General features: G+C 52.8%; 9 protein-coding genes. All 9 read right to left on the bottom strand.

Annotated features, from left to right (window positions below):
- Positions 1–215: 215 nt before the first annotated feature.
- A complete protein-coding gene (gene rpoC / locus BV390_RS27320; protein WP_015585387.1) occupies positions 216–4,439 on the bottom strand; it encodes a DNA-directed RNA polymerase subunit beta' in 4,224 nt (1,407 codons plus the stop codon).
- Positions 4,440–4,515: 76 nt separating this feature from the next.
- The gene (gene rpoB / locus BV390_RS27315; protein WP_032690001.1) at positions 4,516–8,544 is read right to left on the bottom strand and encodes a DNA-directed RNA polymerase subunit beta; all 4,029 of its coding nucleotides are present in this window, start codon (positions 8,542–8,544) and stop codon (positions 4,516–4,518) included.
- Positions 8,545–8,869: 325 nt separating this feature from the next.
- Entirely contained in the window at positions 8,870–9,235 is a 366-nt protein-coding gene (rplL, locus tag BV390_RS27310) for a 50S ribosomal protein L7/L12 (protein ID WP_004118416.1), read from the bottom strand.
- A gap of 66 nt (positions 9,236–9,301) precedes the next feature.
- On the bottom strand, positions 9,302–9,799 hold the full coding sequence (gene rplJ / locus BV390_RS27305; RefSeq protein ID WP_001207203.1) for a 50S ribosomal protein L10: 498 nt from the start codon (positions 9,797–9,799) through the stop codon (positions 9,302–9,304).
- A gap of 300 nt (positions 9,800–10,099) precedes the next feature.
- On the bottom strand, positions 10,100–10,804 hold the full coding sequence (rplA, locus tag BV390_RS27295; protein WP_004118413.1) for a 50S ribosomal protein L1: 705 nt from the start codon (positions 10,802–10,804) through the stop codon (positions 10,100–10,102).
- A 3-nt stretch (positions 10,805–10,807) separates the two neighbouring features.
- Positions 10,808–11,236 carry a 50S ribosomal protein L11 gene (gene rplK / locus BV390_RS27290; RefSeq protein ID WP_003862340.1) on the bottom strand — a complete coding sequence of 143 codons (429 nt, stop codon included), beginning with the start codon at positions 11,234–11,236 and terminating at the stop codon, positions 10,808–10,810.
- 153 nt (positions 11,237–11,389) lie between these two features.
- Complete coding sequence (gene nusG / locus BV390_RS27285) at positions 11,390–11,935, bottom strand: transcription termination/antitermination protein NusG (RefSeq protein ID WP_002438628.1); 546 nt, start codon at positions 11,933–11,935, stop codon at positions 11,390–11,392.
- 1 nt (position 11,936) lies between these two features.
- Positions 11,937–12,320, bottom strand: a complete 384-nt coding sequence (gene secE, locus BV390_RS27280; protein ID WP_004118411.1) for a preprotein translocase subunit SecE — start codon at positions 12,318–12,320, stop codon at positions 11,937–11,939.
- A 229-nt stretch (positions 12,321–12,549) separates the two neighbouring features.
- The coding region (tuf, locus tag BV390_RS27270; protein ID WP_048619709.1) for an elongation factor Tu at positions 12,550–13,599 on the bottom strand (1,050 nt) is incomplete at its 5' end.

Here is a 13,599-nt window from a genome sequence, read left to right as displayed (position 1 = left end):
GTGTAGAATTTTTACCCATCAATAAGTGTGGGTATTAAGAAAAAACAGCCAGTCGACTTTTATATGAATTGTTTGCTGCTTAATTGAGGGGGAAATATTAATGGAATGTAATTCATTATGAGAGGGCAGAAGCGGATATTATCGTGGCGCCATGCCGGGATAATAAAAAAGCCAGTCAGGAGACCTGACTGGCTTTTTAAGCGTAGCGTCAACGATTAATCGTTGTCGGAACCGCCCAGGCCTGCGTTCAGCAGTTCTGCCAGGTTAGCAGAAGCTTCTTCCACGCTCACCTGAGGTGCTGCAGGCTGTTCGCCCGCGGCGCGGCGGCGCATACGATCCTGGTGGTACGCATAGCCGGTACCCGCCGGGATCAGACGACCGACGATAACGTTCTCTTTCAGGCCGCGCAGTTCGTCGCGTTTGCCCGCAACGGCTGCTTCGGTCAGGACACGCGTGGTCTCCTGGAACGATGCGGCAGAGATGAACGACTCGGTTGCCAGAGACGCTTTGGTGATACCCAGCAGGTCGCGGGAGTAAGTCGCCGCCACTTTGCCGTTCGCTTCCAGATCGCGGTTAGCAATCTTGACGCGGGAGTATTCAACCTGTTCGCCTTCCAGGAAGTCGGAGCTACCTGCGCTTTCGATGGTCGCTTTACGCAGCATCTGACGAACGATAACTTCGATGTGTTTATCGTTAATCTTAACGCCTTGCAGACGGTAAACGTCCTGTACTTCGTTGGTGATATAACGCGTTACCGCGTGTACGCCACGAAGACGCAGAATGTCGTGCGGTGCTTCCGGACCGTCGGAAACCACATCACCACGTTCTACACGTTCACCTTCGAACACGTTCAGCTGACGCCATTTCGGAATCATCTCTTCGTACGGATCGCTGCCGTCTAACGGAGTGATAACCAGACGACGTTTGCCTTTGGTTTCTTTACCGAAGGAAATGATACCGCTGATTTCCGCCAGGATAGCCGGCTCTTTCGGACGACGTGCTTCGAACAGATCCGCAACGCGCGGCAGACCACCGGTGATGTCCTTGGTACCACTGGATTCCTGAGGAATACGCGCCAGAGCGTCACCCGCACTGATCTGTACGCCATCTTCCAGCTGTACAATCGCTTTGCCCGGCAGGAAGTACTGAGCAGGCATATCGGTGCCTGGGATCAGAACGTCGTTGCCCTGCGCATCAACAATTTTCAGCGCTGGACGCAGATCTTTACCGCCCGCGGTACGTTCTGCAGAATCCAGAACAACCAGGGATGACAGGCCGGTTAATTCGTCGGTCTGACGGGTAATGGTCTGGCCGTCAATCATGTCAGTAAAGCGGATGAAACCACTGACTTCAGAGATAACCGGCATGGTGTGCGGATCCCAGTTTGCCACGGTTTCACCGCCGGCAACCTGCTCGCCATCGCCTTTCGCCATCACAGCACCGTAAGGCACTTTATAGCTTTCTTTAGTACGACCGAATTCGTCGATCAGCTTCAGCTCGGTGTTACGAGAGGTCACAACCAGCTTGCCAGCGGAGTTAACAACCGACTTGGCGTTAGACAGCTTGATGCTACCCTTGTTTTTCACCTGAATGCTGGATTCAGCAGCCGCACGAGATGCCGCACCACCAATGTGGAACGTACGCATCGTCAGCTGTGTACCCGGCTCACCGATGGACTGTGCCGCGATAACGCCGATTGCTTCACCTTTGTTGATGATGTGGCCACGCGCCAGGTCACGACCGTAGCAGTGCGCACATACACCAAAGTCGGTGTCACAGGATACAACGGAACGCACTTTGACGGAGTCAACGGAGTTCTCTTCCAGCAGGTCACACCAGTGCTCGTGCAGCAGCGTGTTGCGTGGAACCAGAATGTCCGCGGTACCCGGCTTCAGAACGTCTTCAGCGGTCACACGACCCAGTACGCGATCGCGCAGCGGCTCTTTAACATCGCCACCCTCGATAACCGGGGTCATGGTGATGCCTTCCAGGGTACCACAGTCATCTTCAGTAACGACCAGGTCCTGGGCAACGTCAACCAGACGACGGGTCAGGTAACCGGAGTTCGCTGTTTTCAGTGCGGTATCCGCCAGACCTTTACGCGCACCGTGAGTAGAGATGAAGTACTGGAGTACGTTCAGACCTTCACGGAAGTTCGCGGTGATTGGCGTTTCGATGATGGAGCCATCCGGCTTCGCCATCAGACCACGCATACCCGCCAGCTGACGAATCTGTGCCGCAGAACCACGCGCACCGGAGTCGGCCATCATGTAGATGCTGTTGAAGGAAACCTGCTGCTCTTCGACGCCATCACGGTTAATCACGGTTTCGGTTTGCAGGTTATCCATCATCGCTTTGGATACACGATCGTTCGCCGCAGCCCAGATATCGATAACTTTGTTGTAGCGTTCGCCCGCGGTAACCAGACCGGACTGGAACTGTTCCTGGATCTCAGCAACTTCAGCTTCCGCTTCGCTGATGATCTCGTGTTTTTTCTCCGGGATGACCATGTCATCGATACCAACGGATGCACCTGAACGCGCTGCATAAGCAAAGCCGGTGTACATCGTCTGGTCCGCAAAAATAACGGTCGGTTTCAGGCCCAGAATACGGTAGCAGGTATTCAGCATCTTAGAGATGGCTTTCTTACCCAGCGCCTGGTTCACGATAGAGAACGGCAGACCTTTCGGCACGATCATCCACAGAATCGCACGGCCAACGGTCGTGTCTTTCAGGCTGGTTTTCGCAACGAACTGGCCGTTTTCATCTTTTTCGTATTCGGTGATACGCACTTTAACGCGCGCATGCAGAGAGGCCAGACCGGCGCGATAAATACGCTCCGCTTCTTTCGGGCCAGTCAGCACCATGCCTTCGCCTTTGGCGTTAACACAGTCACGGGTCATGTAGTACAGACCCAGTACAACGTCCTGAGACGGAACGATGATTGGCTCGCCGTTCGCCGGGGACAGGATGTTGTTGGTAGACATCATCAGCGCACGCGCTTCCAGCTGGGCTTCCAGCGTCAGCGGTACGTGAACAGCCATCTGGTCACCATCGAAGTCGGCGTTATATGCCGCACAAACCAGCGGGTGCAGCTGGATAGCTTTACCTTCGATCAGTACCGGTTCAAATGCCTGGATACCCAGACGGTGCAGTGTTGGTGCACGGTTCAGCAGTACCGGGTGTTCGCGGATAACTTCGTCCAGGATATCCCAGACCACAGCTTCTTCACGCTCAACCATTTTCTTCGCGGCTTTGATGGTGGTGGCCAGGCCACGCAGTTCCAGCTTGCCGTAAATGAACGGTTTGAACAGCTCCAGCGCCATTTTCTTCGGCAGACCGCACTGATGCAGACGCAGGTATGGACCTACGGTGATAACAGAACGACCGGAGTAGTCAACACGCTTACCGAGCAGGTTCTGACGGAAACGACCCTGCTTACCTTTGATCATGTCGGCCAAAGATTTCAGAGGACGCTTGTTAGAACCGGTGATCGCACGACCGCGACGACCGTTATCCAGCAGGGCATCAACCGCTTCCTGCAGCATACGTTTTTCGTTGCGTACGATGATATCCGGCGCAGCCAGATCCAGCAGACGTTTCAGACGGTTGTTACGGTTAATGACGCGACGATACAGATCGTTCAGGTCAGAAGTCGCGAAACGACCACCATCCAGCGGTACCAGCGGACGCAGATCTGGCGGCAGAACCGGCAGAACGGTCAGGATCATCCACTCCGGCTTGTTGCCAGACTGAACAAACGCTTCCAGCAGCTTGATACGCTTGGTCAGCTTTTTACGTTTGGTTTCGGAGTTAGTTTCGTTCAGCTCTTCACGCAGCTGCTCGCACTCTTGCTCCAGATCCATGCTTTTCAGCAGGGCCTGAATAGCTTCCGCACCCATCTTCGCATCGAATTCGTCACCAAACTCTTCCAGCGCATCCAGATACTGCTCTTCAGTCAGGATCTGATTACGTTCCAGGTTGGTCATCCCGCCTTCGATAACCACATAGGATTCGAAGTACAGAACACGTTCGATATCGCGCAGCGGCATATCCAGCAGCAGGCCGATACGGGACGGCAGCGATTTCAGGAACCAAATGTGGGCGGTCGGAGAGGCCAGTTCGATGTGGCCCATGCGCTCACGACGCACTTTGGTCTGGGTCACTTCAACGCCGCACTTCTCACAGATAACACCACGGTGTTTCAGGCGCTTGTACTTACCGCACAGGCACTCGTAATCTTTTACTGGCCCAAAGATACGGGCGCAGAAAAGGCCGTCACGCTCTGGTTTGAACGTACGGTAGTTAATGGTTTCCGGCTTTTTAACTTCACCAAAAGACCATGAACGGATCATGTCTGGCGATGCCAGAGCAATTTTGATCGCATCAAACTCTTCGGTTTTAGTTTGCGCTTTCAGAAACTTTAATAAGTCTTTCACGGATTTGCTCCCGTCGGAGTTAGCACAATCTGGCGCCGGGGGTTACCCCGGCACCAGTGACCTGTTTGAGCGAGAGTTACTCGTCTTCCAGTTCGATGTTGATGCCCAGCGAGCGAATCTCTTTCAACAGTACGTTGAAGGATTCCGGCATGCCCGGTTCCATCTGATGGTTGCCGTCCACGATGTTTTTATACATCTTGGTACGACCGTTGACGTCATCAGACTTAACGGTGAGCATTTCCTGCAGGGTGTATGCTGCGCCGTAAGCTTCCAGCGCCCACACTTCCATCTCACCGAAGCGCTGACCACCGAACTGAGCCTTACCACCCAGCGGCTGCTGAGTAACCAGGCTGTAAGAACCGGTAGAACGCGCATGCATCTTGTCATCAACCAGGTGGTTCAGTTTCAGCATGTACATGTAGCCAACGGTAACCTGGCGCTCGAATTGCTCGCCGGTACGACCGTCGAACAGAGTGATCTGACCGGAAGTCGGCAGGCCACCCAGCTGTAACAGTTCCTTGATTTCAGACTCTTTCGCACCGTCGAATACCGGCGTGGCGATCGGCATACCTTTTTTCAGGTTTTCAGCAAGACGCAGAACTTCATCATCGGTGAAGGTATTCAGATCGACCTTCTGACGAACATCGGTACCCAGGTCATACGCTTTCTGGATGAACTCGCGCAGTTTGGCGACTTCCTGCTGCTGTTTGAGCATCGCGTTGATTTTCTCACCGATGCCTTTCGCAGCCATACCCAAGTGGGTTTCCAGAATCTGACCGATGTTCATACGAGATGGTACGCCCAGCGGGTTCAGTACGATGTCGACCGGCGTACCGTTTTCATCGTAAGGCATATCTTCGATCGGGTTGATCTTAGAAATAACACCCTTGTTACCGTGACGACCTGCCATTTTGTCACCCGGCTGAATCTGACGTTTAACGGCCAGATACACTTTAACAATCTTCAGCACGCCCGGTGCCAGATCGTCGCCCTGAGTGATTTTGCGGCGTTTCGCTTCGAGTTTTTTCTCGAACTCGTGTTTCAGTTCGTCGTACTGCTCAGCCAGCTGTTCCAGCTGATTTTGTTTCTCTTCGTCGGTCAGGCCCAGTTCCAGCCAGCGATCGCGCGGCAGCTTGTCGAGCTTCTCAGCTTCAACACCACCGGCAACCAGCACCGCGTAGATACGACCAAACAGGCCAGCTTCGAGGATCTGCAGTTCTTCAGACAGGTCTTTTTTGGCCTGCTTCAGCTGCATCTCTTCGATTTCCAGCGCACGTTTGTCTTTTTCCACGCCATCGCGGGTGAAGACCTGAACGTCGATAACCGTACCGGAAACACCGTTTGGTACGCGCAGAGAAGAGTCTTTAACGTCAGACGCTTTCTCGCCGAAGATCGCACGCAGCAGTTTCTCTTCTGGCGTCAGCTGGGTTTCACCTTTCGGCGTTACCTTACCAACCAGAATGTCGCCGCCGGTCACTTCTGCACCGATGTAAACAATACCGGATTCATCCAGTTTAGAGAGCGCAGCTTCACCCACGTTCGGGATATCAGCGGTGATCTCTTCCGGCCCCAGCTTGGTGTCACGGGACACACACGCCAGTTCCTGAATATGAATCGTGGTGAAACGATCTTCCTGAACCACACGCTCGGAGACGAGGATGGAGTCTTCGAAGTTGTAGCCGTTCCACGGCATGAACGCTACGCGCATGTTCTGACCGAGAGCCAGTTCACCGAGGTCGGTGGACGGACCGTCTGCCAGCACGTCGCCGCGCTCAATTGGCTCACCCAGGGACACGCAAGGCATCTGATTGATGCAGGTGTTCTGGTTAGAACGGGTGTACTTGGTCAGGTTATAGATGTCGATACCTGCTTCGCCCGGGTACATCTCATCTTCGTTAACTTTGATAACGATACGGGATGCATCGACGTACTGTACGGTACCGCCACGCTTAGCAACTGCAGTAACACCGGAGTCGACGGCAACAGCACGTTCCATACCGGTACCAACCAGCGGCTTATCAGCGCGCAGAGTCGGAACCGCCTGACGTTGCATGTTCGCACCCATCAATGCACGGTTGGCGTCATCGTGTTCCAGGAACGGGATCAGTGACGCACCGACGGAAACCACCTGTTGGGTGGAAACGTCCATGTAGTCAACCTGATCGCGGCTGAACAAGCTGGATTCGCCTTTGCTACGGCAGGTCACCAGATCTTCTACAAAGTGGCCTTCGTCATCCAGGTTGGAGTTCGCCTGAGCGATAACGTAGTTGCCTTCTTCGATAGCAGACAGGTAGTGAATTTCGTCGGTCACAACACCGTCGGTCACTTTACGATACGGAGTCTCGAGGAAGCCGTATTCGTTAGTCTGTGCGTACACGGACAGGGAGTTGATCAGACCGATGTTCGGACCTTCAGGCGTTTCGATTGGACATACGCGACCGTAGTGAGTCGGGTGTACGTCTCGAACTTCAAAGCCCGCACGTTCACGGGTCAGGCCGCCTGGGCCGAGTGCGGAGATACGACGCTTGTGCGTAATCTCGGACAGCGGGTTGTTCTGGTCCATAAACTGAGACAGCTGGCTGGAACCAAAGAACTCTTTCACTGCTGCAGAAATCGGCTTGGCGTTGATCATATCCTGAGGCATCAGGGTATCCAGATCGCCCAGAGACAGACGCTCTTTCACCGCACGCTCCACACGTACCAGGCCAACGCGGAACTGGTTTTCCGCCATTTCGCCTACGGAACGGATACGACGGTTGCCGAGGTGGTCGATATCATCGACTTCGCCTTTACCGTTACGGATATCGATGAGCTTCTTCATCACTTCGATGATGTCGTCTTTGCTCAGGATACCGGAACCTTCGATTTCGTCACGCAGCAGAGAACGGTTGAACTTCATACGACCTACCGCAGACAAATCGTAGCGGTCTTCGGAGAAGAACAGGTTCTCAAACAGGCTTTCAGCCGCTTCACGAGTCGGCGGCTCACCCGGGCGCATCATGCGGTAGATTTCTACCAGCGCGCTCAGACGATCGTTAGTCGGGTCGACGCGTACCGTTTCAGAAATGTACGGACCGTGGTCCAGATCGTTGGTGAACAGGGTCTCGATGCGCTTGTGACCGGACTGGCTCAGTTTCGCCAGCAGATCCAGGCTCAGCTCCATGTTCGCCGGGCAGATCAGTTCGCCAGTGGCTTCATCGATGTAATCTTTGGCCGCAACTTTACCCGCAATATATTCAACCGGAACTTCGATATGCTTGATATCGTCTTTTTCCAGCTGACGGATATGGCGAGCGGTAATGCGACGGGCTTTCTCGACGTAGATTTTGCCGTTCGCTTCGATGTCGAAGGAAGCCGTTTCACCGCGCAGACGCTCCGGTACCAGTTCCATCTGCAGCTTGTTGTCGCGAATTTCAAAGACCACTTTCTCGAAGAACAGGTCAAGGATCTGCTCAGTGGTGTAATTCAGCGCGCGCAGGATGATGGTGGCCGGCAGCTTACGACGACGGTCGATACGGACAAACAGGTTGTCTTTCGGATCGAACTCGAAGTCCAGCCAGGAACCGCGGTAAGGAATGATACGTGCGTTATACAGGACCTTACCGGAAGAGTGAGTCTTACCTTTGTCAGAGTCAAAGAAGACGCCCGGGCTACGGTGCAGCTGAGAAACGATAACACGTTCAGTACCGTTGATAACAAAGGTACCGTTGTCGGTCATGAGCGGAATTTCGCCCATGTAGACTTCTTGTTCTTTAATGTCTTTAACGGTGCCTTCCGGCGCTTCACGCTCGTAGATCACCAGACGCAGTTTAACACGCAGCGGTGCCGAGTAGGTCACGCCACGGATCTGACATTCTTTAACATCAAAAACAGGTTCGCCCAGACGGTAGCTGACGTATTGCAGCTCAGAGTTACCGCTGTAGCTTTTAATCGGGAACACGGAACGGAAAGCAGCTTCCAGACCGTACTGCCCTTCAGGATCTTGCTCGATAAACTTCTGAAACGAGTCAAGCTGGATGGAAAGGAGATAAGGTATGTCCAGAACCTGCGGACGTTTACCAAAATCCTTACGAATACGTTTTTTCTCGGTATAGGAGTAAACCATAGGGTTCCTCAGCTCGCTGACAAGTCGACCCGTCTGCCCAAATAAGGCAGTTTTTTATGCAACACTATTTTGTGGACCGGAAAATGGAACACTTTCCGCAATGCCTGTTTCTATCACGCTTAAACCATTTCGTTGCGATTTACACAGCTCAGGGACCCTGACCTGTCGCAGTATATTAAGTCGTCTATAGAAACAAGCATTGAAAGGACAACCCAGTAGTCAAACAGCGTGAAACGCTACTGGTGCCTTACAGCGCAAAAAGGCTGGTGACCAAAAAGTCACCAGCCTCAGCCTGATTTCTCAGGCTGCAACCGGAAGGGTTGGCTTATTTGACTTCAACTTCAGCGCCAGCTTCTTCCAGAGATTTTTTCAGAGCTTCAGCGTCGTCTTTGCTGATGCCTTCTTTCAGTGCAGCCGGTGCAGATTCTACCAGGTCTTTAGCTTCTTTCAGACCCAGGCCAGTTGCGCTACGTACTGCTTTGATAACAGCAACTTTGTTAGCGCCTGCAGCTTTCAGAATTACGTCGAATTCAGTTTTTTCTTCAGCAGCTTCAGCCGGGCCAGCAGCTACAGCTACAGCAGCAGCAGCGGAAACACCGAATTTTTCTTCCATTGCAGAGATCAGCTCAACAACGTCCATTACGGACATAGCGGATACTGCTTCAATGATTTGATCTTTAGTGATAGACATTTAAATTGTTCCTGAATATCAGAATAAGTTTATACGTAAGCGAGCGCTTTATAAAGACAACTGCGATTAAGCAGCTTCTTTCGCATCGCGTACAGCAGCCAGAGTGCGAACCAGTTTGCCAGCCGAAGCTTCTTTCATGGTTGCCATCAGGCGTGCAATTGCTTCTTCGTAGGTCGGCAGAGTTGCCAGGCGGTCGATTTGCGACGCCGGGATCAGCTCACCTTCAAAGGCTGCAGCTTTGACCTCAAATTTTGCATTCGCTTTCGCGAACTCTTTGAACAGACGAGCGGCAGCGCCCGGGTGTTCCATAGAGTATGCAATCAGGGTCGGACCAACAAACGTGTCTTTCAGGCACTCAAACTGAGTACCTTCAACGACGCGGCGCAGCAGGGTGTTACGAACAACACGCATGTAAACGCCAGCTTCACGACCTGCTTTACGCAGTTCAGTCATTTTATCAACAGTAACGCCACGGGAATCCGCAACTACTGCAGACAGCGCACCTTTGGCTACTTCGCTGACTTCAGCAACAATCGCTTGTTTGTCTTGAAGATTTAAAGCCATTAGCTTTGCTCCTGGATGTTTGCCAGAGCTTATGCTCTGGAACTCACTTCACTCTTTCCAACGAAAGAGCGTCTTTAATACGGTGAGCAGAAACAAGCCAGAGTATCCAAAAAATAATCTTAGCGTTCTGTCACCGTCTACGCAGGGGATTAAGTTTCTGACGAAACACCTGCGGTCTTCGACGGAGGCCTGGATAGGCCAGGCTCCAACGAACAAATCTGTTTTTATCTGTCTGGCCGAAGCTAACAGAATCGTGGGGGTAGAATTGTAGACAAATCCACCGCCCACGTAAAGCTAATCTTAGTTCGCAGAAGCGCTCAGACCAGCCTGATCAACGGCAACACCAGCACCCATGGTGGTGGAGATGCTAACTTTCTTGATGTACACGCCTTTAGCCTGAGTCGGTTTTGCTTTTTTCAGCGCAACCAGCAGAGCTTCCAGGTTTTCTTTCAGTTTGTCAGCGTCAAAGTCCACTTTACCGATGGTGGTGTGGATGATGCCGTTTTTGTCGTTACGATAACGAACCTGACCTGCTTTAGCGTTCTTAACAGCTTCAGCAACGTTCGGAGTAACGGTACCCACTTTCGGGTTTGGCATCAGGCCGCGCGGACCCAGAACCTGGCCCAGCTGGCCAACAACGCGCATTGCATCCGGAGAAGCGATAACAACGTCAAAGTTCATTTCGCCTTTTTTGATCTGGTCAGCCAGATCTTCCATACCTACCAGCTCGGCGCCTGCAGCTTTAGCAGCTTCAGCGTTCGGGCCCTGGGCAAATACGGCTACGCGAACGGAACGGCCAGTACCGTGCGGCAGTACAGTCGCGCCACGGACGTTCTGGTCAGATTTACGAGCGTCGATGCCGAGGTTAACGGCAACGTCTACGCTTTCAACGAACTTAGCAGTAGCCAGTTCTTTCAGCAGAGAGATGGCTTCGTTGATGTCGTACTGTTTGGTCGCATCAACTTTGTCACGAATCACGGACATGCGCTTGGTCAGTTTAGCCATTTCTTAGTCCTCCACTACCAGGCCCATGGAACGTGCAGTACCTTCAATGGAGCGAGTCATCGCTTCAATGTCGGAACCAGTCATGTCGGCAGCTTTGGTCTGCGCGATTTCCTGCAGCTGAGCGCGGGAAATTTTACCCACTTTGTCTTTGTTCGGTTTACCGGAACCAGACTTGATACCAGCCGCTTTTTTCAGCAGAACTGCTGCCGGCGGAGTTTTGGTAACGAAAGTGAAAGAACGGTCAGCGTAAACGGTAATAACAACCGGAATCGGCAGACCTTTTTCCATGGATTCAGTTTTGGCGTTGAACGCTTTGCAGAATTCCATGATGTTCACACCCTGCTGACCCAGTGCTGGACCAACCGGCGGACTCGGGTTTGCCATACCAGCTGCAACCTGCAGCTTGACGTAGGCTTGTACTTTCTTAGCCATTTAAATTTCCTCGTTTGGGTGTAGCGCCTGAAAAGGCTCCCCGTGATAAATATCGCTTTATGGGAATCAGACCCATAAAAACAAAAGGCGCGAAATTGTATGTCAATTTCGCGCCTCATGCAACGATTAAATCGTTGCTTTTTTGATCGCCGGTTAGGCTTTCTCTACCTGGGCAAAGTCCAGTTCAACCGGAGTAGCACGGCCGAAGATGGAAACAGAGACCTTCAGACGAGATTTCTCGTAGTCAACTTCTTCAACCACGCCGTTAAAGTCAGCGAACGGACCATCGCTAACGCGTACCATTTCACCCGGCTCGAACAGAGTTTTCGGACGCGGCTTATCGCCAACCTGCTGCAGGCGATTCATGATCGCATCCACTTCTTTATCGCTGATCGGTGCCGGACGGTCAGAAGTACCGCCGATAAAGCCCATCACGCGCGGTACGCTGCGCACCAGGTGCCAGCTTGCGTCGTTCATTACCATCTGGACCAGAACGTAACCCGGGAAGAATTTGCGCTCGCTCTTGCGGCGCTGGCCACCACGGATCTCGACCACTTCTTCGGTCGGCACCATGACTTCGCCAAACAACTCTTCCATATTGTGTAATTTGATATGTTCACGCAACGAGGTAGCTACGCGACCTTCAAAACCGGAAAACGCCTGAACGACGTACCAACGTTTTTTAGGAGCTTCAGACATCTCAGAACCTCAGGCCAGTGATAAAGGATACCAGGCGAACCAGAATACCATCCAGTCCCCACAGGATCAGTGACATTACCGCAGTAACCGCAGCAACAATCAGCGTGGTGTGCAGCGTTTCCTGGCGAGTTGGCCAGATAACCTTGCGGACTTCGGTTCTCGCTTCGCGGGCGAAGGCGACGGTCGCCTTACCTTTAGTGGTTAACAGCGCGACGCCACCGGCAGCAGCGATCAGAATCACTACAGCCAGCGCACGCACCGCCAGCATAATGTCACGATAAAGGAAGTTGCCTACGATGGCCACAATCAGCAGCGCAGCAACGATCACCCACTTCATCGCTTCCAGGCCGCGCCCGCTCCCTTGAGCTTCGGTATTCGCACTCATAAACCAACCTGTCACAAGAATTCAGACAAATAATTTTGCCCCGCGAGAGCGAGGCAACCAAACCGAAATGCTCTGCTGCGTTTCGGACTTAACGCCCTCTACAGAGCCTGTCTCAGCAATGATTATGGCAAAAAAAATCACTGATGAGCCAGGTTCTGGTTCGAAAGCGTGCAAAAAGGGCATCAAATGATGCCCTTTTATTGCGCATTGCGTCAAATGTTATCAGCGATTAGCTGAGAACTTTTGCTACCACGCCAGCGCCAACGGTACGGCCGCCTTCACGGATTGCGAAACGCAGACCGTCGTCCATCGCGATTGGGTGAATCAGGGTAACAACCATTTTGATGTTGTCGCCCGGCATTACCATCTCTACGCCTTCCGGCAGTTCGATGGTGCCAGTCACGTCAGTTGTACGGAAGTAGAACTGCGGACGGTAGCCTTTGAAGAACGGAGTATGACGGCCGCCTTCGTCTTTGGACAGAATGTACACTTCAGATTCGAACTTGGTGTGCGGCTTGATAGAGCCCGGCTTAGCCAGTACCTGACCACGTTCGATTTCTTCGCGTTTGATACCACGCAGCAGAACACCAACGTTCTCACCAGCACGGCCTTCGTCCAGCAGTTTGCGGAACATTTCAACGCCGGTACAGGTTGATTTCGCAGTATCTTTGATACCAACGATTTCAACTTCTTCGCCCACTTTGATGATACCGCGCTCTACACGACCGGTAACAACGGTACCACGACCGGAGATGGAGAATACGTCTTCGATAGGCAGCAGGAACGGCTTGTCAATCGCACGCTCTGGTTCCGGGATGTAAGAATCCAGGTAGCCAGCCAGTTCGATGATTTTCGCTTCCCAGTCTGCTTCGCCTTCCAGCGCTTTCAGAGCGGAACCACGAACGATCGGAGTGTCGTCGCCCGGGAAGTCGTACTGAGACAGCAGCTCACGAACTTCCATTTCAACCAGTTCCAGCAGCTCTTCGTCATCAACCATGTCGCATTTGTTCAGGAACACGATGATGTACGGAACGCCTACCTGACGACCCAGCAGGATGTGCTCACGAGTCTGCGGCATCGGGCCGTCAGTCGCAGCAACAACCAGGATCGCGCCATCCATCTGAGCAGCACCGGTGATCATGTTTTTAACATAGTCGGCGTGGCCCGGGCAGTCTACGTGTGCGTAGTGGCGAGTCGGGGTGTCATATTCAACGTGAGAAGTGTTGATGGTGATACCACGAGCTTTTTCTTCCGGTGCGTTATCGATCTGGTCGAATGC

Origin of the sequence: Klebsiella sp. YJ (assembly GCF_002108615.1) — a bacterium.
Lineage (GTDB): Bacteria > Pseudomonadota > Gammaproteobacteria > Enterobacterales > Enterobacteriaceae > Klebsiella > Klebsiella planticola.
This window is presented reverse-complemented; position numbering and strand designations above follow the sequence as displayed.

Excerpts from the sequence above, each read along its gene's own strand:
- rplJ (WP_001207203.1), bottom strand. The coding sequence starts at position 9,799 with ATGGCTTTAAATCTTCAAGACAAACAAGCGATTGTTGCTGAAGTCAGC.
- rplK (WP_003862340.1), bottom strand. The coding sequence starts at position 11,236 with ATGGCTAAGAAAGTACAAGCCTACGTCAAGCTGCAGGTTGCAGCTGGT.
- secE (WP_004118411.1), bottom strand. The coding sequence starts at position 12,320 with ATGAGTGCGAATACCGAAGCTCAAGGGAGCGGGCGCGGCCTGGAAGCG.
- nusG (WP_002438628.1), bottom strand. The coding sequence starts at position 11,935 with ATGTCTGAAGCTCCTAAAAAACGTTGGTACGTCGTTCAGGCGTTTTCC.
- rpoB (WP_032690001.1), bottom strand. The coding sequence starts at position 8,544 with ATGGTTTACTCCTATACCGAGAAAAAACGTATTCGTAAGGATTTTGGT.
- rplL (WP_004118416.1), bottom strand. The coding sequence starts at position 9,235 with ATGTCTATCACTAAAGATCAAATCATTGAAGCAGTATCCGCTATGTCC.
- rplA (WP_004118413.1), bottom strand. The coding sequence starts at position 10,804 with ATGGCTAAACTGACCAAGCGCATGTCCGTGATTCGTGACAAAGTTGAT.